General features: G+C 68.5%; 26 protein-coding genes. 16 read left to right on the forward strand and 10 right to left on the reverse strand.

Features of this window, described 5'->3' with window-relative positions; translation table 11 throughout:
- Position 1 precedes the first annotated feature (1 nt).
- Both lysA and LPB260_RS06415 read right to left on the reverse strand, forming a co-directional pair.
- Positions 2-1,249: a diaminopimelate decarboxylase gene (lysA, locus tag LPB260_RS06410; protein WP_208707870.1), complete on the reverse strand. Its 1,248-nt coding sequence runs from the start codon at positions 1,247-1,249 to the stop codon at positions 2-4.
- Between the two features lie 9 nt (positions 1,250-1,258).
- Entirely contained in the window at positions 1,259-1,384 is a 126-nt protein-coding gene (locus tag LPB260_RS06415; protein WP_208707871.1) for a lipoprotein, read from the reverse strand.
- A gap of 364 nt (positions 1,385-1,748) precedes the next feature.
- Here LPB260_RS06415 and cyaY point away from each other — a divergent pair, with 364 nt between their 5' ends.
- From cyaY to rnk, 3 genes are all read left to right on the forward strand, one after another.
- Positions 1,749-2,081, forward strand: a complete 333-nt coding sequence (gene cyaY / locus LPB260_RS06420) for an iron donor protein CyaY (protein WP_208707872.1) — start codon at positions 1,749-1,751, stop codon at positions 2,079-2,081.
- Between the two features lie 22 nt (positions 2,082-2,103).
- Positions 2,104-2,268 carry a DUF1289 domain-containing protein gene (locus LPB260_RS06425; RefSeq protein WP_208710092.1) on the forward strand — a complete coding sequence of 55 codons (165 nt, stop codon included), beginning with the start codon at positions 2,104-2,106 and terminating at the stop codon, positions 2,266-2,268.
- A gap of 119 nt (positions 2,269-2,387) precedes the next feature.
- Complete coding sequence (gene rnk / locus LPB260_RS06430) at positions 2,388-2,801, forward strand: nucleoside diphosphate kinase regulator (RefSeq protein WP_208707873.1); 414 nt, start codon at positions 2,388-2,390, stop codon at positions 2,799-2,801.
- A gap of 39 nt (positions 2,802-2,840) precedes the next feature.
- Here the strand turns inward: rnk and LPB260_RS06435 are convergent, their stop codons facing one another.
- From LPB260_RS06435 to LPB260_RS06445, 3 genes are all read right to left on the reverse strand, one after another.
- Positions 2,841-5,696 carry a class I adenylate cyclase gene (locus LPB260_RS06435; RefSeq protein ID WP_208707874.1) on the reverse strand — a complete coding sequence of 952 codons (2,856 nt, stop codon included), beginning with the start codon at positions 5,694-5,696 and terminating at the stop codon, positions 2,841-2,843.
- Positions 5,697-5,817: 121 nt separating this feature from the next.
- Positions 5,818-6,063, reverse strand: a complete 246-nt coding sequence (locus LPB260_RS06440; protein WP_208707875.1) for a TIGR02647 family protein — start codon at positions 6,061-6,063, stop codon at positions 5,818-5,820.
- 151 nt (positions 6,064-6,214) lie between these two features.
- Positions 6,215-6,502, reverse strand: a complete 288-nt coding sequence (locus LPB260_RS06445) for a hypothetical protein (protein ID WP_208707876.1) — start codon at positions 6,500-6,502, stop codon at positions 6,215-6,217.
- 119 nt (positions 6,503-6,621) lie between these two features.
- Here LPB260_RS06445 and LPB260_RS06450 point away from each other — a divergent pair, with 119 nt between their 5' ends.
- A complete protein-coding gene (locus LPB260_RS06450; protein WP_218281509.1) occupies positions 6,622-7,155 on the forward strand; it encodes a chemotaxis protein CheX in 534 nt (177 codons plus the stop codon).
- Between the two features lie 9 nt (positions 7,156-7,164).
- On the opposite strand, the gene LPB260_RS06455 is transcribed toward LPB260_RS06450, so the two are convergent.
- The 3 genes from LPB260_RS06455 to LPB260_RS06465 form a co-directional block, all read right to left on the reverse strand.
- A complete protein-coding gene (locus tag LPB260_RS06455; protein WP_256625529.1) occupies positions 7,165-7,926 on the reverse strand; it encodes an endo alpha-1,4 polygalactosaminidase in 762 nt (253 codons plus the stop codon).
- 209 nt (positions 7,927-8,135) lie between these two features.
- On the reverse strand, positions 8,136-8,570 hold the full coding sequence (locus tag LPB260_RS06460; protein ID WP_208707877.1) for a GFA family protein: 435 nt from the start codon (positions 8,568-8,570) through the stop codon (positions 8,136-8,138).
- 59 nt (positions 8,571-8,629) lie between these two features.
- Positions 8,630-9,571 carry a carbon-nitrogen hydrolase family protein gene (locus LPB260_RS06465; protein WP_208707878.1) on the reverse strand — a complete coding sequence of 314 codons (942 nt, stop codon included), beginning with the start codon at positions 9,569-9,571 and terminating at the stop codon, positions 8,630-8,632.
- 103 nt (positions 9,572-9,674) lie between these two features.
- Between LPB260_RS06465 and LPB260_RS06470 the strand changes: the two genes are divergently transcribed.
- On the forward strand, positions 9,675-10,373 hold the full coding sequence (locus LPB260_RS06470) for a helix-turn-helix domain-containing protein (RefSeq protein ID WP_208707879.1): 699 nt from the start codon (positions 9,675-9,677) through the stop codon (positions 10,371-10,373).
- 23 nt (positions 10,374-10,396) lie between these two features.
- On the opposite strand, the gene argH is transcribed toward LPB260_RS06470, so the two are convergent.
- Positions 10,397-11,791, reverse strand: a complete 1,395-nt coding sequence (argH, locus tag LPB260_RS06475; protein ID WP_208707880.1) for an argininosuccinate lyase — start codon at positions 11,789-11,791, stop codon at positions 10,397-10,399.
- Between the two features lie 257 nt (positions 11,792-12,048).
- Between argH and LPB260_RS06480 the strand changes: the two genes are divergently transcribed.
- From LPB260_RS06480 to LPB260_RS06520, 9 genes are all read left to right on the forward strand, one after another.
- The gene (locus LPB260_RS06480) at positions 12,049-13,131 is read left to right on the forward strand and encodes a sensor histidine kinase (protein ID WP_208707881.1); all 1,083 of its coding nucleotides are present in this window, start codon (positions 12,049-12,051) and stop codon (positions 13,129-13,131) included.
- Positions 13,128-13,874, forward strand: coding sequence for a LytTR family DNA-binding domain-containing protein (locus LPB260_RS06485; RefSeq protein ID WP_208707882.1), 747 nt, complete (start codon positions 13,128-13,130; stop codon positions 13,872-13,874). The genes LPB260_RS06480 and LPB260_RS06485 overlap by 4 nt, the downstream gene beginning before the upstream one ends.
- Before the next feature lie 130 nt (positions 13,875-14,004).
- Positions 14,005-14,943: a hydroxymethylbilane synthase gene (gene hemC / locus LPB260_RS06490; protein ID WP_208707883.1), complete on the forward strand. Its 939-nt coding sequence runs from the start codon at positions 14,005-14,007 to the stop codon at positions 14,941-14,943.
- The gene (locus tag LPB260_RS06495; protein ID WP_208707884.1) at positions 14,940-15,713 is read left to right on the forward strand and encodes a uroporphyrinogen-III synthase; all 774 of its coding nucleotides are present in this window, start codon (positions 14,940-14,942) and stop codon (positions 15,711-15,713) included. The genes hemC and LPB260_RS06495 overlap by 4 nt, the downstream gene beginning before the upstream one ends.
- 16 nt (positions 15,714-15,729) lie before the next feature.
- On the forward strand, positions 15,730-16,875 hold the full coding sequence (locus LPB260_RS06500) for a uroporphyrinogen-III C-methyltransferase (RefSeq protein WP_208707885.1): 1,146 nt from the start codon (positions 15,730-15,732) through the stop codon (positions 16,873-16,875).
- Positions 16,872-18,119, forward strand: a complete 1,248-nt coding sequence (locus LPB260_RS06505) for a heme biosynthesis HemY N-terminal domain-containing protein (protein ID WP_208707886.1) — start codon at positions 16,872-16,874, stop codon at positions 18,117-18,119. The genes LPB260_RS06500 and LPB260_RS06505 overlap by 4 nt, the downstream gene beginning before the upstream one ends.
- Positions 18,120-18,262: 143 nt before the next feature.
- Positions 18,263-18,754, forward strand: a complete 492-nt coding sequence (locus LPB260_RS06510) for a disulfide bond formation protein B (RefSeq protein WP_208707887.1) — start codon at positions 18,263-18,265, stop codon at positions 18,752-18,754.
- Positions 18,755-19,022: 268 nt separating this feature from the next.
- On the forward strand, positions 19,023-19,496 hold the full coding sequence (gene rsd, locus LPB260_RS06515) for a sigma D regulator (RefSeq protein ID WP_208707888.1): 474 nt from the start codon (positions 19,023-19,025) through the stop codon (positions 19,494-19,496).
- Positions 19,497-19,881: 385 nt separating this feature from the next.
- Positions 19,882-20,868: an AlgP family protein gene (locus LPB260_RS06520; protein WP_208707889.1), complete on the forward strand. Its 987-nt coding sequence runs from the start codon at positions 19,882-19,884 to the stop codon at positions 20,866-20,868.
- Here LPB260_RS06520 and LPB260_RS06525 read toward each other — a convergent pair.
- Positions 20,865-21,329 carry a TIGR02444 family protein gene (locus LPB260_RS06525; RefSeq protein ID WP_208707890.1) on the reverse strand — a complete coding sequence of 155 codons (465 nt, stop codon included), beginning with the start codon at positions 21,327-21,329 and terminating at the stop codon, positions 20,865-20,867. The two genes, LPB260_RS06520 and LPB260_RS06525, sit on opposite strands and share 4 nt — an antisense overlap.
- 50 nt (positions 21,330-21,379) lie before the next feature.
- Here LPB260_RS06525 and LPB260_RS06530 point away from each other — a divergent pair, with 50 nt between their 5' ends.
- Together LPB260_RS06530 and LPB260_RS06535 are read left to right on the forward strand one after the other, a co-directional pair.
- On the forward strand, positions 21,380-23,296 hold the full coding sequence (locus LPB260_RS06530; RefSeq protein WP_208707891.1) for an ATP-binding cassette domain-containing protein: 1,917 nt from the start codon (positions 21,380-21,382) through the stop codon (positions 23,294-23,296).
- Complete coding sequence (locus LPB260_RS06535; protein ID WP_256625530.1) at positions 23,293-23,880, forward strand: mechanosensitive ion channel family protein; 588 nt, start codon at positions 23,293-23,295, stop codon at positions 23,878-23,880. The genes LPB260_RS06530 and LPB260_RS06535 overlap by 4 nt, the downstream gene beginning before the upstream one ends.
- Positions 23,881-23,886: the final 6 nt, after the last annotated feature.

Here is a 23,886-nt window from a genome sequence, read left to right on the forward strand (position 1 = left end):
GTCACTCCGGCAGGCGGCTTTCGCCCGCAAAGAGTTCGTCGAGGGTTTCGCGGCGGCGCACCTCGAAGGCCTGCTGGCCATCGACCATCACCTCGGCAGCGCGGCCGCGGGTGTTGTAGTTGGAGCTCATGACGAAGCCGTAGGCGCCGGCCGAGCGCACCGCCAGCAGGTCGCCCTCGGCCAGGGCCAGCTCGCGTTCCTTGGCCAGGAAGTCGCCGGTCTCGCAGATTGGTCCGACGATGTCGTAGGCGCGGGCGGCGCCGTCGCGCGGCTGCACCGCCACCACGTCCATCCAGGCCTGGTACAGGGCCGGGCGGATCAGGTCGTTCATCGCCGCGTCGACGATGGCGAAGTCCTTGTGCTCGGTGTGCTTGAGGTATTCCACGCGGGTCAGCAACACGCCGGCGTTGGCCACGATCGAGCGGCCCGGCTCGAATACCAGGGCCAGGTCGCGGCCGGCGATGCGCTCGCGCACCGCCTTGATGTAGTCACCAGCCAGCGGCGGCTGTTCGTCGCGGTACTGCACGCCGAGGCCGCCACCGAGGTCCAGATGCCGGATCTGAATACCCTGTTCGGCGAGGCGGTCGATCAGCCCCAGCAGGCGATCCAGGGCATCGAGGAAGGGCGGCAGGTTGGTCAGCTGCGAGCCGATATGGCAATCGACGCCGACTATCTGCAGGTTTGGCAGCGCGGCGGCGCGGGCGTAGACCGCCTCGGCGTCGGCGATGGCGATGCCGAACTTGTTTTCCTTCAGCCCGGTGGAGATATAGGGGTGGGTGCCGGCATCGACGTCCGGGTTGACCCGAAGGGAAATGGCGGCGGTCTGGCCCAGCTCGGCGGCGACCTGCTGCAGGCGCTCCAGCTCATCGGTGGACTCGACGTTGAAGCAGTGCACGCCCACTTGCAGGGCGCGGCGCATGTCGTCACGGCTCTTGCCGACGCCGGAGAAGACGATCTTGCCAGGCTCGCCGCCGGCGGCCAGGACGCGTTCCAGCTCGCCACGGGAGACGATGTCGAAGCCCGCGCCAAGGCGCGCCAGGGCATTGAGCACGCCGAGGTTGGAGTTGGCCTTGACGGCGAAGCAGACCAGGTGCGGCATGCCCTGCAGGGCATCGGCGTAGGCGTGGTACTGCGCCTCGATGTGTGCGCGCGAGTAGACGTAGGTGGGCGTGCCGAAGCGCTGGGCGATGGCGGACAAGGCCACGCCCTCCGCGAACAGCTCGCCGTCGCGGTAGTTGAAGACTTCCATGAGCCGTCCTTATTCGTCTTGCGTGGAGGCGGATGGACTGTCGTCCGGCAGGTACAGCGGGCCTTTCTGGCCGCAGCCCGCGAGCAGGGAGGTGACGGCGACGAGCGCAATGAGGGCAGTTAGCAGCCGCTTCATGGGGAAATCCTTGTAAAAAAGCATGATTGGGCCGGAGTATACCGGCCCCCCGAGGCCTTGCCTATGCGCTGGGATTCCCGTCCGGCGGGGCTTTGCCGCTGTTCGCCAGGCCTCGCCGAGCAGGCGCCGAATCGCCGGGCAACGGCACCGTGCGCGCGGCCGTGCAGTCGCCGGCTGCTAAAACAGGGGCGCCAGTTGGGCGAAGTCGGTTTATCCTTCCGCCAGTTGCCGGAGGCGACAGGCCGGCGGCCGGTGCGGCAACTGTGCGCCGACCAGGCCTTGCAGCCTGGCGTGATCGCCCGCCGTACTGGTCGGCGCCTCCAGAGCCCGCCTGATAGACCCGAATTATTCCGAGGACAGCCCAATGAGTTTGACCGAAGCCCGCTTTCACGACCTGGTCGACGCCACGCAGCAAGCGGTGGAAGACATCTTCGATGACAGCGACCTGGACCTCGACCTGGAGAACTCCGCCGGGGTGCTGACCGTGCGGTTCGAGAACGGCAGCCAGCTGATCCTCAGCCGTCAGGAGCCGATCCGCCAGCTGTGGGTCGCGGCCCGCTCCGGCGGCTTCCACTTCGACTACGACGCGGCCAGCGAACGCTGGATCTGCGACAGCAGCGACGAGCAGCTCGGCGAGATGCTGGCGCGCATCACCCTCGACCAGGCCGGGGCCGATCTTGAGTTCGACGAACTCTGAGGGGCGAGGCGCCGCAACCGAGGTGGTCGCCTCGCCGTGCCGGCGCCAGTGCTGCCTGGACCCTGGGGACATGTGCATGGGTTGCGGGCGGCTGCTGGCGGAGATCCTCGAATGGGGCCGCGCCGACAATGCGCGGCGCCGGCTGATCTGCCAGGAGGCCCAGGCGCGCCTGCAGGCGCGGCGCTGACCGGCTGGTCTTGTTTATTTGCCCGGCTGTGTTACGGTCGCTCGAAATCACTCGCAAAACCCCGCCGTCCTGGCGGGGTTTTGCTTTTTTCGCCTCCCGACAAGGAGATCCGCACGACCATGAACAGCGCACCGCCGATCACCATTACCCGCCTCGACCTGCAGCGTCTGGAGCGTCTGCTCGACAGCCTGGAGGACTTCGGCGCGGGCGCCGTCGCCCTGCAGGCCGAGCTGGATCGCGCCGAGGTGGTCGGTCACGACGAGGTGCCGGCCGGGGTGGTGACCATGAATTCGCGGGTGCACTGTCGTGAGCAGAGCACTGGCAAGGACTATCACCTGACCCTGGTCTATCCCCAGGATGCCGGCGGTGAGGGCCGGGTGTCGATCCTCGCCCCGGTCGGCAGCGCCTTGCTCGGTCTCAGCGTCGGCCAGCACATCGACTGGGTGGGGCCGGGCGGCAAGTCGCTGAAGTTGGCCCTGCTGGCGGTGGAGTACCAGCCCGAGGCCGCCGGCGAGTATCGCCGCCAGGGTTGAGCGCCTGGCGCCGGCGCTACCCGGCTCCTCAGGCGCGCCTCAGACCCGCTCCAGGGCGCTGTTCAGCGCCGCTTCCAGTTCGGCCTTGTAGCGCAGGTACTGAATGGTCTGGGCCTGGCCGTTGCCGAGCACCGCGGACAGGTCCAGGTCGGTGATGTAGCAGCGATAGCGCTCGCCGGTGCGGCGCTGGGCGAGAATGTGGCGGGCCGCGGCGGCGAACAGGCCGCCGCGGTATTCCAGTTCGGAAAACTCGCGATGATTGCAGTACAGGGTGACGCTGGGGCGTCGCCCTGCGGCCGGCTCGACGATCGCCTGGACGTCATAGAACGGGTGATTGGCCGGCGCCTGCGGCGGCGGGCGCCGCTCCAGGCGTTGCGCGCGCAGCGGCGCGTCCGGCAGCACCTGGTAATAGAGCACTTCCGGTGGCGCCTGCGGCACCGGGCTGTCCAGCGGCAGCACGGCGTTGCGCCGGTACAGGAAGGCGCGCAGGAAGCGCTGCAGCGGGGTCAGCAGGCTCTGCTCGTCGTGAAACGGCACCGACTGGCGCCACAGCGCGTTGTGCTCGTCCAGTACGGTCAGCTCCGCCGTCGCCTCGCTCTCGTGCAGGCGGTAGAACACCTGGATGCACTGGGGCCGGCCGAGGGGCAGGATCAGCGCCAGGTCTTCGCCTTCCAGGGCGTTGCGGTCGAGGTAAAGCGGGCTGTAGTCCGGCTGCGCGTGGCCCAGGTGGGCGAGCAGCGCGGGCAGGTCGTGCAGCACCGTGTGGCGCGTCTGGCCGGGGACCAGTTCGAGCACATGGTAGTGCTGCTGGATCTGCAGCAGGTAGCGGTTACGCTGCTTCGCGCTGAGGTGCTGGAGAATGTCGCGTAACAGGCCGTCGACCCGCTCGGCGATGGCCATGGCGCGGTTGCGGCAGAAGCAGCGCACCTGCAGGCGCGGCTTGGTCGCGCCGGCCGGCAGGCTGTCGAGCAGGCCGCGCAGGCACTCGAGCAGGGCGTTCGGCCCGGCGTAACGGCGCACGGTCAGCTCGTTCCAGCTGTTCAGGCTGACCTGATCGAGGGTCAGAATCAGGTTTTCCCGGGTCCCCGAGTAGCCCAGCGCGTCGGTCCGTTCGCTGGTCATGTGCAGGTCCATCTGGCTGTGCTGGCGCAGCGGGTCGAGGCCGACATTGACCAGCAGCAGGACCTCGCATGGCGCGCTGGGACGCAGCAGCGCGGTTTCCTCGAGCGGCGCCAGGGGCAGCGGCAGGGCCTGTTGCAGGCTGCCCAGCAGGTTGTTCAGTTCGGACTCGCTGAGGTCGCTGCTGCCCGGGTGCAGCGACAGCCGGGTGCCGCTGTCGATCACCCCGTTGCGGTGGCACCAGGCGAGCAGCTCGATCAGCTCGCCGGCGCGCTTGAGTGGGGCGAAATCCGGCCACTCCTGGGCGCCCAGGCTGCCGCGGAACAGCGCCCATTGATTGTCCTTGGGCGCTTGCGGGCTCGGACAGTGCACCAGGGTGAGGATGTCCTCGCCCAGGTCCGGGGCGATGCCCGGGTTGATGATCTCGATCTTGCCGGCCTTGCGCTCGAAGGCGGCGTACAGGCGCCGGCCGAGCACCCCGAGGTCGCGGCGGTTGAGCGAGCTGCCGGCCTGTTCGCGGCGGGCAAACTGCGAGAGGAAGCGGTAGCTGTAGGTCAGCTCGTTGACCAGCATGCGCCGCTCGGCGCTGACCTGGCGCAGCTTCCACTGGCTGCGGCTGTCGAGCAGCGCCAGCTGCTGCGGGTCCCACTGCCACTCGTCGATCAGGCGTTCGAGCAGCAGGCGCTGCCAGCTCTTGCGCGAGTCGCGCGGCGCGCGGCTGAGCTTGCGGTTGACCTTCAGGTACAGGCAGCGCCGCACCAGGGCCAGGCGCTCGGTTTCGCCACGCCCGCTCAGGTATTCCTCCAGGCGCCGGTAGACCAGCACGTAGGGGTCCAGTTCGTCGAGGTCCAGGCGGTTGGCGTAGACCGCCTGCTTGAAGCGCAACGACAGGCATTCGACCTGGGGATGCTCGCTGGCGTAGACCTCGGTGAGCAGCAGTTTGAGCACCGACTTGTAGGGCGACTCGATGCCCTTGTACAGCTGCCACATGCCGGCGCCGATGAACTCCTGCGGCGGGATGCGGGCCAGATGGCCGAGGTCGAGCACCTCCTCGGCACGGATGAAACGCTTGCTCAGCAGGGCGCGGGTGTAGTCGTGGTAGCGCGCCTCCTCGTACACCGGCACCAGCCACCATAGCGGCGTGCGCCCGGCCAGCCAGATCGCCGAGCGGTAGAACTCGTCGAGCAGCAGGTAGTGCTGGGTGGTGCCGCAGTCGTCCGAGGTCAGCTGGGCGTCGCGGTCGCCGATGCTGAAGCGGGCCGGGTCGACCAGGAAGAAGTGCGCCTCGGCGCCCTGGGTCGCGGCCCAGGCCTCGAGCAGGGTGCATTTCTTGCCCAGCTCGACGAGTTCCTGGGGGCTGAGGTCTGGGGCGTGGCAGACCCACAGGTCCATGTCGCTCTGCTCGGCCTGGGCCACCGTGCCCAGGCTGCCCATCAGGAACAGCCCGTGAATCGGTTGCGGCGTCGGGCCGCGGCGCGGCTTGTAGGCGAAGGAGCGGGTCAGGCGCTGCGTCTCGGCGAGCAGGGCGTCGTCGGGCTCGAAACCGGACAGCCCGGCCGGGGTCAGGCCCGAGACATAGCCGGGAAGCAGCGGGTGGTTGACGTGAAACAGCAACGGCAGCAGGCGCAGTACCAGTTGCTGGCGGCTCGACAGTGCCTGCAGGGCGCGCTGCAGGCGGCCGTCATTGACCTTGAGAAAGCGCGCGCGCAGCTGCGCCAGCACCTTGCGGTCGATGCCGTCGTCGAGGTCCGGGCGGATTTCCTGGCTGCTGCTCATGTCGGGGCTCTGCGGGGCAAGACGCTGGGGCTAGCGGCCGCCAGAGCCTCGCGGCGCATTATGGGCATGCGCTTAAGCCACCGCTCGCGCTGTCGAGCGGCGGCTTGTCTGGCGCAGTGGGTCAGGCCGTTTCGCTTACGGTGAGGATGGTCAGCAGGCTCTGTGCATGTTCGGCCGCTTCCAGCCCGAGGCTGGTCAGGTAGCCGCCGTCGGTCTGGGTGACCAGGCCCTTGTCGTGCAGGCGTTGGGCCGCGGCGATGGCCTGGGGTGCGGCGACGTGATGAACCTTGAGGCCTTCCTGGGTGTTGCCCAGGTTGAACAGCGCAAGCAGTTCCAGTTCGGCGACCAGATCAGGGGTGAAGGTCATAGATGCTCCCGGTTCTTGTTGTCTTGCGCCGGACACCGCGGGTGCCCGGCTGGTAGGTGCCCCCTGCGGGCTTTCGCCGCGTCGGGTGCGTGCAGTGTAGCGAGCCCGGCGCTGGCGTGCCGGCTGCAACGACTAGCGTAGCGGGGCGAACTCACGCCGGCTCAGACGGATCATCCGGCAGCTCGGGCAGCGCGCGCAAGGCCTGCTCGTAGGCGGCGCCGTCGAACGGACGGTCGGCGGCGAGCATGGCCTTGACCTCGTGGGCCAGGACCAGGGCCATCATCTGCAGGATTTCTTCGCGTTCGAAGCCGACCAGGGTCAGCTTGTTCAGCACCGCGAGGGTGGCGGGTGGCTCTCCGGCTTCGATCTGGTTTTCGATGGCCTGCAGCAAGGCTGCTTCGGCGAAGGCTTCGTCTTCTGCTTCTGGGTGTTCGCTCATGGCGTGCGTCCTGGGGCTGAGCGGACAGTGTGCCACGGCCGGCGCCGGCGCGCCCTGGCATTCTCCCCAGTGCTTGGGCGGGCCGACGCTGGCCAATGGCCGCGTGCTCGGCGTAGTCTGTGAACCTGATTATTCTCGAAGCGGACGCCGTGCCCGGCATTGGCGCGGCTGCAGACCTGGAGGCAGCACCCATGCGGGCGGAATTCGTCAACCCCTTTCTGGCCTCGATGCTCGAGGTGATGAGCACCATGGCCAATCTCGAGCTGACGCCCGGCAAGCCGCAGCGCAAGACCGACGAGCGAGCGTTGGGCGATGTCTCCGGGCTGATCGGCATGCTGGCCCCGCAGACCCGCGGCTCGATGTCGGTGACCTTCCAGAAGTCGCTGGCCCTGGAGGCCATGCGGCGCATGCTGGGCGAGGCGCCGACGGAGATCAACGACGAGGTGACCGATATGGTCGGCGAGATCACCAACATGGTCACCGGGGGGGCCAAGCGCCGCCTGGCCGAGCAGGGCTTCGACTTCGAGATGGCCACCCCGATGGTGGTGGCCGGTGCCGATCACAGCATCCGCCACCATGCCCAGGGGCCGCGCATCTACATGCCGTTCGAGTCGAAGTTCGGCCGCGCGATCATCGAGATCTGCTTCGAGTAACCGCCGCGCTTACTTGCAGGGCGTGCCAACGCCCTTCAGCGAGCGCTTGAAGAACTGCAGGCGGTAGCCCGAGGCCGCGGCCTGCGTGCACAGGTTGCTGTTGTAGGCGCGGTAGTCGGCGATCAGCACCGCCTTGCCCTGCTGGCGGAACAGCCGGTAGCCGTCGCATTCCTTGTAGACGTAGCAGCTTTCGTTGACGGCGAAGTCGAAGTCGTCGACCAGTTGCGGCAGCAGTTCCACGGCGTTCTTCAGGCCGACGGCGAGGTCGCGCTGGTGCGCTTCGCGGGCCAGCCAACGGTTGAAGTCGAGCTGATCGGCCGCAGTCAGTTGCAGGCCGTTGGCATTGCTGTAGCCATCCACATTGTCCGGGTCGACGCCGTGACAGCCCTTGCTGACCGCCAGGTCCAGGCGCTTGCTGAGCAGGGCACGCACGTCGGCGCGGCGAATATCCAGCCAGCGCTCGCCCGGCCAGTCGGCCAGCGGTGCGCCGAGCGCGGCGGCGGGGTAGTCCGCGGCGTCCGCGCGCCAGTCTTCCCAGGTGCCGGCGCTGAAGTAGCAGATGACGATGCGCCCGACGGCCTTGAGGTCACCGATGGTTTTCGCCGGCGTGTCGTACAGGTCGATGTCGTATAGCTGACGGTCGGGTTTCTGCAGCCTGCCGTCCAGTTGCATGTGCCAGCTCACCTGGCTGGGAATCACCAGCGGCGTGGCGCAGGCCGGGAGCAGGCCGAGGCCGGCGAACAGAACAAGGCTGAGGAGGATCCGTTTCATTGCGCTGTACTCCCGGGCAGGCGCCGTTTCGCGCGAGAAGGGCCCGGACGATCCGGGCCTGCTTGGCAGTCAGCCTAGAGCCTAAGGCGATCTGTTGCACGGTACTGCGTCACGATTCTGACGTATGGTTTATTGACGCCTCGATTGCGACGAGCCTGTCGCCTCTGTCGTGTGCATCCGGTCGGCCTCCAGCGCTGAGGGCGGGGGCATCATTCGGCCAGGCTGATGCCCGAGCCGCCCAGGTTTTCGGGTACGTCCCGCCACTTGGGCAGGCCATCCTTGATCCGCAGTACGGCCTCCTGGTAGTGCACATGCACGCCCGGGCTGAAGGCGAACGCCGGGATGAGCGCGGCGTAGACATCGACCAGGGCCATGTCCGGATGCTCGGTGAACAGGTGTCCACCGCACGCCTTGCACCATTGCCGCGTGCTCTGCGGGGTCTTGTTGTAGCGACCGATGTGCTCGGCGCCCTGGGTCACCTCGACGGCCTCCTTGGGCCACAGGGTGAAGGCGTTGACCGGTCCGGCCGACCAGTGTCGGCATGACTGGCAGTGGCAATAGCCCATGGCTGCGGGCTCGCCGCTGACGCTGAAGCGGACTGCGCCGCAAAGGCACTGCCCTTGATAGCTAGCTTGGCTGTTCATCTGTTGTCTCCTGTCGAAGGTCGGGCGCTTGCCGGGCCCTGTGCCCGGTTGGCCCGGTTTCATCGGTCGATGAAGTGCACCGCCTGGGATGGGGTGCGGCGCACCTGCAGCTCAAAGATGTCCGGACGTGCGTAGTGACCGCACACGTCCAGGGCTCGGCGCGCCGGCGCCACCCGGGAGCTGTCGAGCTGCGCGTAGAGAATGCCGCTCTCGCGGTGCAGCGGCCCGGCGACGATGCGGCCCTGGGGGTCGATCACCACGGAGTCGCCGTCATTGATCCATTCGGCCGGGTCGGGGAACAGTTGTGTCCGTCCGGGCAGGTCGTCGGGTACATCGCTGCCGCGCAGCAGGGTGCCGCTGCCCAGGACCCAGCAGCGGCCCTCCAGGGCGATGTGGCGCAGGGTCGCCAGCCAGCCTTCGCCGCTGTCGTAGGTGGGCGCCACATAGACCTGTACGCCCTCGGCATACAGGGCATAGCGCGCCAGCGGCATGTAGCTTTCCCAGCAGATCAGCGTGCCGACCCGGCCGACCGGGGTGTCGACCGTGCGCAGACCGGCGGCGTCGCCCAGGCCATGCACCATGCGCTCGGGGTTGGTCGGCATGAGCTTGCGGTGGCGATTGAGCAGGGCGCCGTCGGCGCCGATCAGTACCACGCTGTTGTACAGCGTGCCGCCGCCGCGGCTGTGTTCGCACTCGTTGAGGCCGCAGACGATGGTCAGGCCGTGGCGGCGGGCGGCCTCTTGCAGGGGGGCGAGGTCGCCGCGGGCGATATCCACGGCGTTGGCCAACAGTTGCTCGTGCAGCTGGCCCATCAGCGCCCCGTCCTTGCCGGCCGCCAGTCGCCAGATCCACGCGGGGTAGCCGGGGATGAACTGCTCCGGCAGGACCACCAGCTCGGCGCCCGCCGCCGCGGCCTCGGCCACCGACTCCAGGGCCCGGGCGAGGGTGGCCTGGCGATCGAGCAGTACCGACGGACGTTGGATGATTGCAATCATGCTCATGGTCGTGCTCCTCATTGGGGTGAACTCATGAGCTTCAGCCTGCGCCTGGTTTAATCGGGCAACTAGTCCAGAATCTGAAGTGTTGCTACCCGGAGGATCGACGATGGACGACAGCTACGGGCAGTTCTGCACCGTCGCCCGCGGCGCCGAGGCGTTGTGCAGTCGCTGGACGCCCCTGGTGGTGCGTGAGCTGCTGTGCGGTAGCAAGCGTTTCAACGACCTGCATCGCGGCGTGCCGCGCATGTCCAGCAGCCTGCTGACCCAGCGCCTGCGCCACCTGGAGGAGATCGGCGTGGTCCAGCGCACGGCCGTCGGCAATGCCTGGGAGTACGGCCTGACGGCGGCCGGCGAGGACCTGCGGCCGATCGTCATGGCCCTCGGCCACTGGGGCGCGCAGTGGATCGGCAGTCGCCTGCGCGACGACCAGCTCGATGCCGGCCTGTTGATGTGGGACGTGCGCCGCTTCGTCCGTCTCGAGGCCTTTCCCGCCTGTCCGGTGGTCATCCAGTTCAGCTTTCGTGACGCGCGCCCGGGTGAGGGCAGCTGGTGGCTGGTGGTCGAGGAGGGGCTGGCGGATCTGTGCCGCGACGATCCGGGGCGCGAGCTGACCCTGGTGGTGGATGCCACGGTGCGGGCGCTGACCGAGGTGTGGGCGGGCGATCGCACGCCGAAAGAGGTGATCGGCGCCCAAGAGCTGCGTGTCGACGGGCGCGCGGACGATGCCCGGAGCCTGTGGCGCTGGCTGGGCACCAGCGCCTTCGCCGCGACCCGGCGCCAGCGCTCCGGGCCACCGGCCAGCTGAGCGCGCCGCCGTTCAGGCCGCTGTCAGCGGGTGGCCAGCAACGTTTGGCCGCGCTTGACCGCCGCGCGCACCTGATCGGGGGCGGTGCCGCCGATATGGTTGCGGGCATTCACCGAACCTTCCAGGGTCAGCACGGCGAACACGTCCTGCTCGATCTGGTCGCTGAACTGGCGCAGTTCGTCCAGGCTCATCTCGGCCAGGTCCTTGCCGTTGTCGACGCCGTACTTCACCGCATGGCCGACGATTTCGTGGCAGTCGCGGAACGGCAGGCCCTTGCGCACCAGGTAGTCGGCCAGGTCGGTGGCGGTGGAGAAGCCGCGCAGCGCCGCCTCGCGCATGATCGCGTGCTTGGGCTTGATCGCCGGGATCATGTCGGCGAAGGCGCGCAGGCTGTCGCGCAGGGTGTCGGCGGCGTCGAACAGCGGTTCCTTGTCTTCCTGGTTGTCCTTGTTGTAGGCCAGCGGCTGGCCCTTCATCAGGGTCAGCAGGCCGGTCAGGGCGCCGAACACCCGGCCGGTCTTGCCGCGCACCAGTTCCGGCACGTCCGGGTTCTTTTTCTGCGGCATGATCGAGGAGCCGGTGCAGAAGCGATCCGGCAGGTCGATGAACTGGAACTGGGCGCTGGTCCACAGCACCAGCTCCTCGGAGAAGCGCGACAGGTGCATCATCGCCAGGCTGGCCGCGGCGCAGAACTCGATGGCGAAGTCACGGTCCGAGACGCCGTCCAGCGAGTTGCCGCCGATGGTGTCGAAGCCCAGCAGCTGGGCGGTGATCTGCCGGTCGATCGGGTAGGTGGTGCCGGCCAGGGCGGCGCTGCCCAGGGGCATGCGGTTGGTGCGCTTGCGGCAGTCGACCAGGCGCTCGTAGTCGCGCGAGAGCATCTCGAACCAAGCCAGCAGGTGGTGGCCGAAGGTCACCGGCTGGGCGGTCTGCAGGTGAGTGAAGCCGGGCATGATGGTCTCGGCCTCGCGCTCGGCCTGCTCCAGCAGGCCCTGTTGCAGGCGGGTGAGCTCGGCGAGGATCAGGTCGATCTCGTCGCGCAGCCACAGGCGGATGTCGGTGGCCACCTGGTCGTTGCGGCTGCGTCCGGTGTGCAGCTTCTTGCCGGTGACGCCGATGCGCTCGGTGAGCTTGGCCTCGATATTCATGTGCACGTCTTCCAGGTCGACGCGCCAGTCGAACTGGCCGGCCTCGATCTCGCCCTGGATCTGCGTCAGGCCGTCGATGATGCTGTCGCGCTCGGCGTCGGTGAGCACGCCGACCTGGGCCAGCATGCTGGCGTGGGCGATGGAGCCCATGATGTCGTGGCGGTACAGGCGCTTGTCGAACTCGACGGAGGCGGTGAAACGGGCGACGAAGGCGTCGACGGGCTCGCTGAAGCGGCCGCCCCAGGATTGGTTGGTCTTCTCTGTGCTCATGGGATTCGCTCGGCTGGTGCGCAGATTCGTGCGGGCCGTGGATAACGGCCGGCGCGGCGGAAAAAGTCCGTCGATAATAACAGGGTCGCGGGCAAATTCGCCGCGCCGCTTTTCCCCTGGCTCAGGCGGTGGCTGAGGCGCGTCCAGTGTAGGGCGGATCACAAATCCGGGTGCCGGCACGTGTTTTCAGGGATTTATTTCACCCGGCCGGAGCCGGCCAGCTTGCCGCCCGGGCGCGCTAAACGGAAACTGCGCCGATGCATATTCAATGGTTCAACAATAAAAATAGCGACGAGCCGGACGATGACTTCTTCATCCCGGAGCTCTGCCAACCGGAAGCGCTGCTGAGCATGGTCCTGCTCGCCGAGTTGCTGGTACTGGTGCTGGTGCTCGCCGAACCCATGCTGCCCGGTTTCAACTGGGTACGGCTGGCGCTGACATCGCTGTTCGTGCAGTGGATCGTGCTGCTGTCGGCGGCCCTCCTGTGTCGCCTGCGGCCATTGCTGGCGCGCCTGCGCGCGGCGCTGGCCGGGGGGCTGTCCTGCGCGATAGTGGTGGCTCTGACCCTGGCCTGCACCGCGGTGGCCGATTATTACCAGCTCGGCGGGCCGCTGCCGCACGACGGCGAGGTCAACCTGTACCTGCGCCACGCCCTGATCAGCATGATCATGTCGGCACTGCTGCTACGCTACTTCTATCTGCAGAGCCAATGGCGTCGGCAGGAGCAGGCTGAATTGCGTGCGCGCATCGAGTCCTTGCAAGCGCGGATCCGCCCGCATTTCTTGTTCAACAGCCTGAACAGCATCGCCAGCCTGGTCGCAGTCGATCCGTACAAAGCCGAACAGGCGGTACTGGATCTGTCCGACCTGTTTCGCGCCAGCCTGGCCAAGCCGGGCAGCCTGGTGCCCTGGATTGAGGAGCTGGAACTGGCCAAGCGCTATCTGTCGATCGAGCATTACCGGCTCGGCGAGCGGCTACAGTTGCAGTGGGAGGTAGCCGACGTGCCGAATGATTTGCCGATACCGCAGCTGACCTTGCAGCCGTTGCTGGAAAACGCCCTGGTCTACGGTATCCAGCCGCGCATCGAAGGGGGGCTGGTGCAGGTCGAGGCGAGCTACACGGATGGGATCTTCCGCCTGTGCGTCAGCAATCCCTACGAGCAGCAGGGGGAGCCGCAGGCTTCACGCGGGACGCACCAGGCGTTGAACAATATCGATGCGCGCCTCGCCGCACTCTTCGGGTCACGCGCCAGCCTCAGCGTGGAGCGCCGTGACGGCCGCCACTACACCTGTCTACGCTATCCTTGTGCGAGACTCATGCAGGAAGCCAGTGCATTATGAATGTCCTGATAGTCGATGACGAACCCTTGGCCCGTGACCGCCTCAGCCGTATGGTCGGCGACCTCGATGGCTACCGAGTCCTCGAGCCTGCTGCCAGTAACGGCGAAGAGGCGCTGACCCTGATCGACAACCTGAGACCGGATATCGTGCTGCTGGATATCCGCATGCCGGGCCTCGACGGTCTGCAGGTCGCGGCGAAACTCTGCGAGCGCGAGGCGCCGCCGGCCGTGATCTTCTGCACCGCCCACGACGAATTTGCCCTGGAGGCGTTCAAGGTCAGCGCGGTGGGCTACCTGGTCAAACCGGTGCGCCCGGAGAGTCTCAGCGAGGCGCTGAAGAAGGCCGAACGGCCAAACCGCGTGCAGCTCGCCGCCCTCACCCGACCGGCCGCCGAGACCGGCGGAGGACCGCGCACCCACATCAGCGCGCGTACCCGCAAGGGCATCGAGCTGATTCCGCTCGACCAGGTCATCTACTTCATCGCCGACCACAAGTACGTGACGCTGCGCCACGAGGGCGGCGAGGTGCTGCTCGACGAGCCCTTGAAGGCCCTGGAGGACGAATTCGGCGAGCGCTTCGTGCGCATCCATCGCAATGCCCTGGTGGCCCGCGACCGCATCGAACGCCTGCAGCGCACGCCGCTCGGCCACTTCCAGCTGTACCTCAAGGGTTTGGATGGCGACGCGCTGATCGTCAGCCGCCGTCATGTGGCCGGGGTGCGCAAACTGATGAACAGCCTCTAGCGGCGCGCACCGGCCCGCGCCCCGCTGAGTCAGGCGGCCGCCGGCGCGTGGCCATGCATGGCATTCGGCCGCAGGCTTCCGGCGGATCAGCCTGTTATCATCCTCGGCGGTTCGAATTCTGGAATTGCCCATGCCCCGCGAAATTCGCATTGCCACCCGTAAAAGCGCCCTGGCCCTGTGGCAGGCCGAACACGTCAAGGCCCGCCTGGAGCAGGCGCACCCGGGCCTCAAGGTCAGTCTGGTGCCCATGGTCAGCCGCGGCGACAAGCTGCTCGATGCGCCGCTGGCGAAGATCGGCGGCAAGGGCCTGTTCGTCAAGGAACTGGAAACCGCGCTGCTGGAGGATCAGGCCGACATCGCCGTGCATTCGATGAAGGATGTGCCGATGGACTTCCCCCAGGGGCTGGGCCTGTACTGCATCTGCGAGCGTGAAGACCCGCGCGACGCCTTCGTCTCCAATCGCTTCGACAGCCTCGACGAGCTGCCGGCCGGCAGCGTGGTCGGCACCTCCAGCCTGCGCCGCCAGGCCCAGTTGCTGGCCCGGCGCCCCGACCTGAAGATCCAGTTCCTGCGCGGCAACGTCAACACCCGCCTGGCCAAGCTCGATGCCGGCGAGTACGACGCCATCATCCTCGCCGCCGCCGGGCTGATCCGTCTCGGTTTCGCCGAACGCATCCGCGCCTCGATCAGTGTCGAGGACAGCCTGCCGGCGGGCGGGCAGGGCGCGGTGGGCATCGAATGCCGCAGCGCCGACAGCGAGATCCACGCCTTGCTGGCGCCCCTGCACCATGTCGACACCGCCCTGCGGGTGACCGCCGAGCGCGCGCTGAACAAGCGCCTGAACGGCGGCTGCCAGGTGCCGATCGCCTGCTACGCGGTGCTCGAAGGCGGGCAGCTGTGGCTGCGCGGCCTGGTCGGTCAGCCGGACGGCGGGCTGCTGCTGCGCGCCGAGGGTCGCGCGCCGGAGACGGCAGCCGAGCAGCTTGGCGTGCAGGTCGCCGAAGCCCTGCTGGCGCAGGGGGCGGCGGGCATACTGCAGGCGATCTACGGCGAGGCCGATCCCGAGTGAGTGCCTGGCGCCTGCTGCTGACCCGTCCGGCCGAGGAGTGCCCGGCACTGGCGGCGACGCTGGCCGCCGAGGGCATCCACAGCAGCAGCCTGCCGCTGCTGGCCATCGAGGCGCTGGCGGAAACCGCCGAGCAGCGCGCCACCATCCTCGACCTGGATCGCTATTGCGCGGTGATAGTGGTGAGCAAGCCCGCGGCCAGGCTCGGTTTGGAACTGCTCGATCGCTACTGGCCGCAACCGCTGGCCGAACAGCCCTGGTTCAGCGTCGGCGCGGCCACCGCGCAGATCCTCGGCGACTACGGTCTGCCGGTGCATTGCCCGGACGCGGGCGACGACAGCGAGAGCCTGCTGGCCCTGCCGCAGCTGCAGCAGGCGCTGCGCGCGGCCTTCACGCCGCGGGTGCTGATCCTGCGTGGCGAGGAGGGCCGCGAGCTGCTCGCCGAGCGACTGCGCGAGCAGGGTGTGCAGGTGGACTATCTGCCGCTGTATCGCCGGCGGCTGCCGGACTATCCCGAGGGCGTCCTGCAGGAGCGGGTGCGTGTCGAGCGTCTGAACGGCCTGGTGGTCAGCAGCGGCCAGGGCTTCGATCATCTGCGCCAGCTGGCGGCCGAGCACTGGCCCGAGCTGGCTCGGCTACCCTTGTTTGTACCCAGCCCGCGCGTCGCCGAGCAGGCGCGCGCCGCGGGCGCCGAGATTGTTGTGGACTGTCGCGGCGCCAGCGCCGCGGCGTTGCTGGCGGCGTTGCAGGCGCAACCTGCCCCTGACCTCTGATGCAAAGGATGGACACGTGAGCGAAGCGACTTCCCCGAACGAGCAAGAGCAGCCGACGCCGGCCGTACCCGAGGCTGCGCCGGCAGGCAAGGCCGAAGAGCCGTCCAAGCCGGGCAAGGTTGCCCTGCTGCTGGCCATTCTGGCCCTGTTGCTGGCCATCGCCGCGGTGCTGGCCGGCGGCTGGGGCCTGTGGCAGTTGCGCGCCCTGGAGGCCAGGGATCAGCAGCGCCTCGAGCAATTGCAGGCGGCGCGCGAGCAGGCCGGGGTTGCGGCGCAGCGGGCCGATGGCCTGAGCGCGCGGCTCCAGCAGCTGCCCGCGGCGGCGGAACTGGAGGAGCGCCGGCGCCTGCTTGCCCAGCTGCAGGGGGATCAGCAGCTGCTCAACAAGCGGCTGGAGACCGTGCTAGGTGCCAGTCGCCAGGATTGGCGCCTGGCCGAGGCCGAGCACCTGCTGCGCCTGGCCAGCCTGCGCCTGTCTGCCCTGCAGGACATCGACAGCGCCAAGGCGCTGGTGCAAGGCGCCGACGAGATCCTCCGCGACCAGGACGATCCGGCGGCGTTCGCCGCCCGCGAGCAGCTGGCCAAGAGCCTGGAGGCCTTGCGCGCGACCCGCAACCCGGATCGCACCGGGCTGTTCCTGCAGCTCGGCGCCCTGCGTGACCAGGCCGCACAGCTCAGCGCCCTCAACCCGGTGTTCGAAAGCCAGGGCGGCGTGCTGAGTGAGCTGGCCGCCGAGGGCGATGGCGCCAGCTGGTGGTCCCAGGGGCTGCACACCCTGTCGCAGTACTTCCGTATCGACTTCAGCGCCGACCAGAACATCCGGCCGCTGCTCGCCGGGCAGAGCCTGACCCAGGTGCGCCTGGCGCTCAGCCTGGCCCTGGAGCAAGCGCAGTGGGCCGCGCTGCATGGCCAGACCCCGGTCTACCGGCAGGCCCTGCTGCAGGCCGCCGACGTGCTGGATGCCCATTTCGACCGGGAGAATCCGGCGAGCCGGGCCCTGCGCACGCGCATCGATGAGCTGATCGGCCAGACCGTCGAGGTCGTGGCGCCGGACCTTGGTAACTCGCTGACTGCCGTGCAGGCCTACCTGGAGCGCAAGCAGTCGGCGCGTGAGTCGCTGGCGCCCGAGGGCGCCCAGGGTGACGAGGAGGCGCGTCCATGAAGCGTGTCTTGGTATTGCTCGCCGTGCTGCTGGTAGTGGCCGGCGTGGCGCTGCTCGGCGTGGCCATCGTCGAGCACAAGGGCTACGTGCTGTTCGCCTATCAGGGCTTCCGTTACGAATCCGGCCTGTGGGCCTTCCTCGCCCTGCTGGTGGCGATCTGGCTGCTATTGCGGGTACTGCGTCTGCTGCTGCGCCTGTTGGTGACCTCCGGGCGGCTGATCAACCCCTGGTCGGGCCTGCACCGCAGCCGCCGCGTGCGTGTGGCCTCCGAGCAGGGGTTCGTCGACCTGGCGGAAGGCCGTTGGGTGCCGGCCTTGCGCTACCTGCGCCGGGCGGCCGAAAGCGACCCGCAGCCCTTGATGTATTACCTGAGCGCGGCGCGGGCGGCGCACAAGCTGGGGCAGCACGAGGACAGCGACGCGCTGCTGGAGCGGGCGCTCAAGCGTCAGCCGGATGCCGAACTGGCGATTGCCCTGACCCATGCCAGGCTGCAGCACGCTCGCGGGCAGAGCGATTCGGCCCGGGAGACCCTGGAGATCATGCGCGAGCGCTACCCGCAGAATCGCCAGGTGCTGCGCCAGCTGCAGCGCCTGTACCTGCAGGCCGGCGACTGGTCGGCGCTGCTCGGTCTGTTGCCGGAGCTGCACAAGCACAAGGTCCTCGGCGCCGCCGAGCTGTCCGAACTCGAGCGCCAGGCCTGGCGCGGTCGCCTGACTGCCGTCGGCGAGGGCGCCGCGGACGATCTGCCGGGCGCCCTGGAGACGCTCAAGCAAGCCTGGGAGCAGCTGTCGTCAGCGCATCGCCAGGAGCCCGAATTGCTCGCGGTGTACGCCGAACAGCTGCGCGTGCTGGGCGCCGAGCAGGAGGCCGAGGCGCTCCTGCATCACGCCCTGAAGCGCGATTACGACGGCCGCCTGGTGCGCCTCTACGGGCTGCTCCGCGGCAAGGATCCGGCGCGTCAGCTGCAGGCGGCCGAAGGCTGGCTGAAGCAGCACCCGCAGGACGCCGGCCTGCTGCTGACCGTCGGCCGGCTGTGTCTGCAGAATCAGTTGTGGGGCAAGGCCAGGGAGTATTTCGAGAGCAGCCTGGTGTTCCAGCGTGACCCGGAAACCTGCGCGGAGCTGGCGCGTCTGCTGGCGCGGCTCGGTGAAGTCGAGCGCAGCAACCAGCTGTTCCAGGAGGGCCTCGGCCTGCTCGATCAGCGCCTGGGCGGCCTGGCGCTGCCACAGCCGGCCCTGAACTAGTCGCGGGGGGCAGATCGCCCCCGCCACTGGACGTACGGCACGTTTCGGCCGATGGCTAGCCGCACTGGCCGGCTGGTTTGCCTTGATCGGCCGAGGCGCTTTCCTCTACCGTAGGCGGCTTCGTTTTCCACCCCGGAGCCGTCATGCCCTTGGCCAGCCCCCGTTCTCTCTACTCCCTCGCGTTTCTCGGCTGCCTGGCGCTGATGGGCGCGGCGCTCTATCTGGAGCACGTGGTCGGCCTGGAGCCTTGCCCCCTGTGCATCGTCCAGCGCGTCTGCGTGATCGGCTTCGGCCTAGTCTGTCTGGTCGCCGCGCTGCACGCGCCGGGCCGTGCCGGTCGCCGCGCCTATGCCGGGTTGGGGTTGCTGTTCGCCGCAGCGGGTGGCGGCACGGCCGCTCGGCAGATCTGGCTGCAAGGGGTGCCGGCAGACCAGCTGCCCGCCTGTTTGCCAAGCCTCGACTACATGATGGAGGCCCTGCCGTTCCAGGAAATCGTGCGCCTGGTGCTGCACGGTTCGGCCGATTGCGCCGAGGTCAGCTGGACCCTGTTCGGCCTGAGTATCCCGGAGTGGAGCCTGCTCGGATTCGTCGCCATGCTGGGTTTCGCGTTGCTCCAGCTGTTGCGTCGCGACTGATCCTGTCGCGAGATTGCCGGCCACGCCGGCGCACGGCCCTTCGCGAGCAGAAAGCCAGGCACGATGCGGAGCGCCGATTAAACGCTCGTATGAAATTTTCTCCCGCCAGTGCCTTGTCGATGGCGGCCCCCGGGCATAATCTGGCTCGCACGCACCGCCGGAAAGTTGCCATCACGCGGTTGCCTTCCCAAGACCACGCACCGATTGACAAAAAACCGTCTCGGATCGGACGAATAACAGGAATACCGATAAGGGAAGAGAGGTCGTCATGCTCGAGAGTTGTCAGAACGCCCAGGAACGTTGGGGTGGGGTTCACCTGCTGATCGACCGCTGGTTGCAGGAGCGCCAGGAACTGATCGCCGCCTTTGCGGCCATCAGCGACTCCGGGCGAGCCCCCAGTGCCAATGCGCTAAGCTTGCAGCGCTTTTGCGAAGTGCTGGTCGACTACGTGTCGGCCGGGCATTTCGAGGTCTACGAGCAGTTGACCAACGAGGCCAAGGCTTTCGACGATCAGCGCGGTCTCGAGCTGGCCAAACAGATCTACCCGCGAATCGAGGCGATCACCGAGGTGGCGCTGTCGTTCAACGACCGTTGCGACAATGGCGACTGCCGCGACAGCGTGTCGCTGGGCGAGGAAGTGCAGCGTCTCGGCCAGCTGTTGCATGAGCGCTTCGAGCTGGAGGATTGCCTGATCGAGGTGCTGCACAACGCCCACCAGCAACAGGCCGAAGCCGCCCTTTGACTCACTCGCGGCGCCGCTGAGAACCCTTCGCGCTGAAGGCTGGGATCAGGGCATGCCGCCTTCGCCGACTCGAACAGGTGACTGCCGGGCGCTGTCATGCGCCCACGCTCACTCCGCACCGAAGCGATACGGCGCGTGCAGTCCCTGGCCGGGCGCCGCGCCTGACGCCGTTTGCCCTTCTTGACCATACCTTCGCCCCGAGCTTCTTCTTCGACGTGCTTGCGAGTCGCGACGCCTGTCCGTTGGCGGCGAATACCAGCATCCATTCCGCATTGCCGCGCCCGTGCGCCTGGCTGGGCCAGTGCGCCCAGGCAATGGCTGAACTAGCGACCCCCGGTGCGGGCGTCTAGTATGGGCAGCATCTACACCCGCCAGGAGGCGCGACATGTCGGCCAAGAAAAACCCTAAGAAGACTGCGGTTGGTACCCCCCTGCACCTGCTTCAGCAGCTATCCCACAGCTTGCTCGAGCATCTGGAAAAGGCCTGTACGCAAGCGCTGAGCGATGCCGAAAAGCTGTTGGCCAAGCTGGAGAAGCAGCGCGGCAACGCCCAGGAAAAACTGCACAAGGCGCGCGGCAAGCTGCAGGACGCCGCCGCGGCCGGCAAGGCCAAAACCCAGGCCAAGGCGAAGGCCGTGGTGGCCGAGCTGGAAGACCTGCTCGACACCCTGAAGACCCGGCAGACCGAGACCCGCAGCTATATCCAGCAGCTCAAACGAGATGCCCAGGAGAGCCTCAAGCTCGCCCAGGGCGTGGGTAAGGTCAAGGAAGCGGCGAGCAAGGCGCTGAGCAGCCGTGAAGCCAAGCCGGCCGCCGCGCAGAAGGCCGCCAAGCCTGCCGCTGCCAAGGTCCCGGCCGCGAAGGCGCCAGCCAGGGCGGTGGCCAGCACTGCCACGGCCAAGGCAGCCGCCAAGCCTGCGAGCAGGGCCGCGGCCAAGCCGGCGGCGAAGAAGCCAGCGGCTGCCAAACCGGCCGCCGCGGTGGCGAGCGGCGCGACTGCGGCGAAACCGGCCGCCAAGTCCGGCGCCCGCACTGCCGCCAAGGCACCCGCCAAGCCGGCGGCAGCCAAGACCACCGCCAGACCCGCGCCGCGCACTGCGGCCAAGCCAGCCGCCAAACCCGCGGCGGCCAAAACCGCCGCCGCGAGCGCGCCAGCCGAGGCTGCCGCCGGCAAAGCGGTCGCCAGCAAGGCACCGCGGAAAACTGCTGCAAAGCCTGCGGCCAAACCGGCCGCCAAGCCGGCGCCGAGGAAACCGGCGGCGCGCAAGCCGGCGGCGGCCCAGCCTGTCACCAGCTCGTCGGCGGCCCCGGCTGCGCAGCCCGCGGCAGCCGCATCGGGTGCGGCGCCGGATACGCCGCCGGCCGAGTCCTAAGTTTGCAGGGCGGCGTGGCGTAGCTGTCGCAGCGCCTCGTCGTCCGCGCTCAGGCCAGCGGGCGCCAAGGCGCCCAGCCAGGCATCCAGCGTTTGCCCGGCGACGGTCGGCCAGTCGTGGCTGGCCGCCGCCAGGCGCTGCAGTTGCACCTGTTCGGCTTGCAGTTCCAGGCGCTTGACCTGCTCGCGCAGCGCGGCCAGTGCCTCGTCGCCGTGGGCGGCTTCTCGCCAATCCTGGCGTACCTGGCGCAAGCGCTCGACCACCTGGCGCTGCCAGGGTTGCGCGAGCGCTTGCAGTTGTCCGCTGCGCGCTGCGCTGCAGGCGACGCCGCGGCTCCCGAGCCAGATGGCGCAGATCAGCAGGCAGACATCGGCGCCGCGCGCCTGCAGCCGCAGGCAGGCCGCCTCGACGCCGGGGCGTTGGTAGTACTCTTCGGCGAAACGCCACAGATCAGCGGGCATGGTGCTTTCCGGGTGTGCGGCGGGCGACTCTGATAGACTTCGCCGCCATTATGATCCGACTCCAGAACCTCACTCTACAGCGTGGTCCGCAGCGCCTGCTAGAAGGCGCCGAACTGACCCTGCACGCCGGCCAGAAGGCCGGACTGATCGGCGCCAATGGCGCCGGCAAATCCAGCCTGTTCGCCCTGCTGCGCGGCGAGCTCGGTCCCGACGCGGGCGATTGCCTGCTGCCGGCGGACTGGCGCATCGCCCACATGCGCCAGGAGGTCGACAACCTCGAGCGCCTGGCGGTCGACTACGTGCTCGACGGCGACGTCCACCTGCGCGGTCTGCAGGCCGAGCTGGCGGCCGCCGAGGCCGCCCAGGATGGCGCCGCGATTGCCCGTCTGCATACCGAACTGGACAGCGCCGACGGCTATACGGCTGCCGCTCGCGCGCGCAAGCTGCTGGCCGGCCTGGGTTTCGAGCATGCCCAGATGGACCGCCGCGTCGGCGACTTCTCAGGCGGCTGGCGGATGCGCCTGAACCTGGCCCAGGCGCTGATGTGCCCATCGGACCTGTTGCTGCTGGACGAGCCGACCAACCACCTGGACCTGGACGCGATCCTCTGGCTGGAAGGCTGGCTGAAGAGCTACCCCGGCACCCTGCTGCTGATCTCCCACGACCGTGACTTCCTCGATGCCGTGGTCGACCACGTGGCGCACCTGGATCAGCAGAAACTGACGCTCTATCGCGGTGGCTACTCGGCCTTCGAGCGCACCCGCGCCGAGCGCCTGGCGCAGCAGCAGCAGGCCTACGAGAAGCAGCAGGCGCAGCGCGCGCACATGGAGAAGTACATCGCCCGCTTCAAGGCTCAGGCGACCAAGGCGCGCCAGGCGCAGAGCCGGATCAAGGCCCTGGAGCGCATGGAGGAGCTGGCCGCGGCCCATGTCGACTCGCCCTTCGACTTCCGCTTCCGCGAGGCCAGTAAGATCTCCAGCCCGTTGCTGGACCTGGCCGAGGGGCGCCTCGGCTATGGCGACAAGGCCGTGCTGGAGCAGGTCAAGCTGAGCCTCGCGCCGGGCGCGCGCCTGGGCCTGCTCGGGCCCAATGGTGCCGGCAAGTCGACCCTGATCAAGAACCTCGCCGACGAGCTACAACCTATCGGCGGTCGCCTGCAGCGTGGCGAGAACCTGGTGGTCGGTTATTTCGCCCAGCACCAGCTCGACGCCCTCGACGACAAGGCCAGCCCGTTGCTACACCTGCAGCGCCTGGCGCCGAGCGAGCGCGAGCAGACCCTGCGCGACTTCCTCGGCGGCTTCGACTTCCGCGGCGCCCGCTGCGACGAGCCGGTGCTGAATTTCTCCGGCGGCGAGAAGGCGCGCCTGGCCCTGGCGCTGATCGCCTGGGGGCGGCCCAACCTGCTGTTGCTCGACGAGCCGACCAACCACCTCGACCTGGAGATGCGCCTGGCCCTGACCCTGGCCCTGCAGGAGTTCGCCGGGGCGGTGGTGGTGGTGTCCCACGATCGCCACCTGCTCAAGAGCACCACCGACGAGTTCCTCCTGGTCGCCGATGGCCGGGTGCAGCCGTTCGACGGCGATCTCGAGGACTACGCCCGCTGGCTGCTCGACTACCGGGCACGCCAGGCGCCGGCGCCGGTGAACGCCGCCGAGGGCGGCCTGGACAAGACCGACAAGCGCGCCCAGCGCCAGGCCGCGGCGGCCCTGCGCCAGCAGCTGGCGCCGCACAAGCGCGAGGCCGACAAGCTGGAGCGCGAGCTGGGTCAGCTGCACGAGCAGCTCGTCGCGGTCGAAGCCCGCCTGGGCGACAGCGCACTGTACGAGGCGGCACGCAAGGACGAGCTGCGCGACCTGCTGGCCGAGCAGGCCAGGCTGAAGGGCCGCGAGGCCGACCTCGAGGAGCGCTGGATGCTCGCCCTGGAAAGCCTCGAAGCCTTGCAGGCCGAGCTGGAGGCCGCCAGTTGAATCCGCTGCTGCTCGAGTGGCCCTGGCTGGCCGCCTGGAGCGAGCCGCTGCTGCGTGCGGGCCAGGTGCTGCTGATCCTGTTGCTCGCCTGGCTGCTGCAGCGCCTGCTGGCGCGCGGCCTGAAGCGCCTTGGCGCACGCTACCCGCAGGTGCCGGCGACGGCGCTGGTGTCCCTGCGCAACGGCCTGCGCTGGCTGGTCGTCGGCGGCGCCGTGCTGCTGGTGCTGGAGCGCCTCGGCGTGTCCGCCCAGGTGCTGTGGACCGCGCTGACCGGCTTCATGGCGGTGGCGGCGATCGCCTTCTTCGCCATCTGGAGCGTGCTGTCCAACCTGTTCTGCGCGCTGCTGATCTTCACCCTGGCGCCGTTCCGCCTGGGCGACAGTGTCGAGATCATCGAGAGCGCCGAGAAACCCGGGGTCAAGGGCCGGGTGCTGGCCATCAACCTGTTCTACACCACCCTGGAAGACCAGGGTGGCGAAAGCCCAGGGGCGCTGGTGCAGGTGCCCAACAGCCTGTTCTTCCAGAAAGCCGTGCGCCGCTGGCGCAACGGCACCTATCCCACATCCCGCAATTACGAGATCTAACGCATC

Source organism: Pseudomonas sp. LPB0260 (genome assembly GCF_013388395.1).

Coding starts and splice junctions, on each gene's coding strand:
- lysA (WP_208707870.1), bottom strand. CDS start 1,249: ATGGAAGTCTTCAACTACCGCGACGGCGAGCTGTTCGCGGAGGGCGTG.
- LPB260_RS06415 (WP_208707871.1), bottom strand. CDS start 1,384: ATGAAGCGGCTGCTAACTGCCCTCATTGCGCTCGTCGCCGTCACCTCC.
- cyaY (WP_208707872.1), top strand. CDS start 1,749: ATGAGTTTGACCGAAGCCCGCTTTCACGACCTGGTCGACGCCACGCAG.
- rnk (WP_208707873.1), top strand. CDS start 2,388: ATGAACAGCGCACCGCCGATCACCATTACCCGCCTCGACCTGCAGCGT.
- LPB260_RS06435 (WP_208707874.1), bottom strand. CDS start 5,696: ATGAGCAGCAGCCAGGAAATCCGCCCGGACCTCGACGACGGCATCGAC.
- LPB260_RS06440 (WP_208707875.1), bottom strand. CDS start 6,063: ATGACCTTCACCCCTGATCTGGTCGCCGAACTGGAACTGCTTGCGCTG.
- LPB260_RS06445 (WP_208707876.1), bottom strand. CDS start 6,502: ATGAGCGAACACCCAGAAGCAGAAGACGAAGCCTTCGCCGAAGCAGCC.
- LPB260_RS06455 (WP_256625529.1), bottom strand. CDS start 7,926: ATGAAACGGATCCTCCTCAGCCTTGTTCTGTTCGCCGGCCTCGGCCTG.
- LPB260_RS06460 (WP_208707877.1), bottom strand. CDS start 8,570: ATGAACAGCCAAGCTAGCTATCAAGGGCAGTGCCTTTGCGGCGCAGTC.
- LPB260_RS06465 (WP_208707878.1), bottom strand. CDS start 9,571: ATGAGCATGATTGCAATCATCCAACGTCCGTCGGTACTGCTCGATCGC.
- LPB260_RS06470 (WP_208707879.1), top strand. CDS start 9,675: ATGGACGACAGCTACGGGCAGTTCTGCACCGTCGCCCGCGGCGCCGAG.
- argH (WP_208707880.1), bottom strand. CDS start 11,791: ATGAGCACAGAGAAGACCAACCAATCCTGGGGCGGCCGCTTCAGCGAG.
- LPB260_RS06480 (WP_208707881.1), top strand. CDS start 12,049: ATGCATATTCAATGGTTCAACAATAAAAATAGCGACGAGCCGGACGAT.
- LPB260_RS06485 (WP_208707882.1), top strand. CDS start 13,128: ATGAATGTCCTGATAGTCGATGACGAACCCTTGGCCCGTGACCGCCTC.
- hemC (WP_208707883.1), top strand. CDS start 14,005: ATGCCCCGCGAAATTCGCATTGCCACCCGTAAAAGCGCCCTGGCCCTG.
- LPB260_RS06505 (WP_208707886.1), top strand. CDS start 16,872: ATGAAGCGTGTCTTGGTATTGCTCGCCGTGCTGCTGGTAGTGGCCGGC.
- LPB260_RS06510 (WP_208707887.1), top strand. CDS start 18,263: ATGCCCTTGGCCAGCCCCCGTTCTCTCTACTCCCTCGCGTTTCTCGGC.
- rsd (WP_208707888.1), top strand. CDS start 19,023: ATGCTCGAGAGTTGTCAGAACGCCCAGGAACGTTGGGGTGGGGTTCAC.
- LPB260_RS06520 (WP_208707889.1), top strand. CDS start 19,882: ATGTCGGCCAAGAAAAACCCTAAGAAGACTGCGGTTGGTACCCCCCTG.
- LPB260_RS06525 (WP_208707890.1), bottom strand. CDS start 21,329: ATGCCCGCTGATCTGTGGCGTTTCGCCGAAGAGTACTACCAACGCCCC.
- LPB260_RS06530 (WP_208707891.1), top strand. CDS start 21,380: ATGATCCGACTCCAGAACCTCACTCTACAGCGTGGTCCGCAGCGCCTG.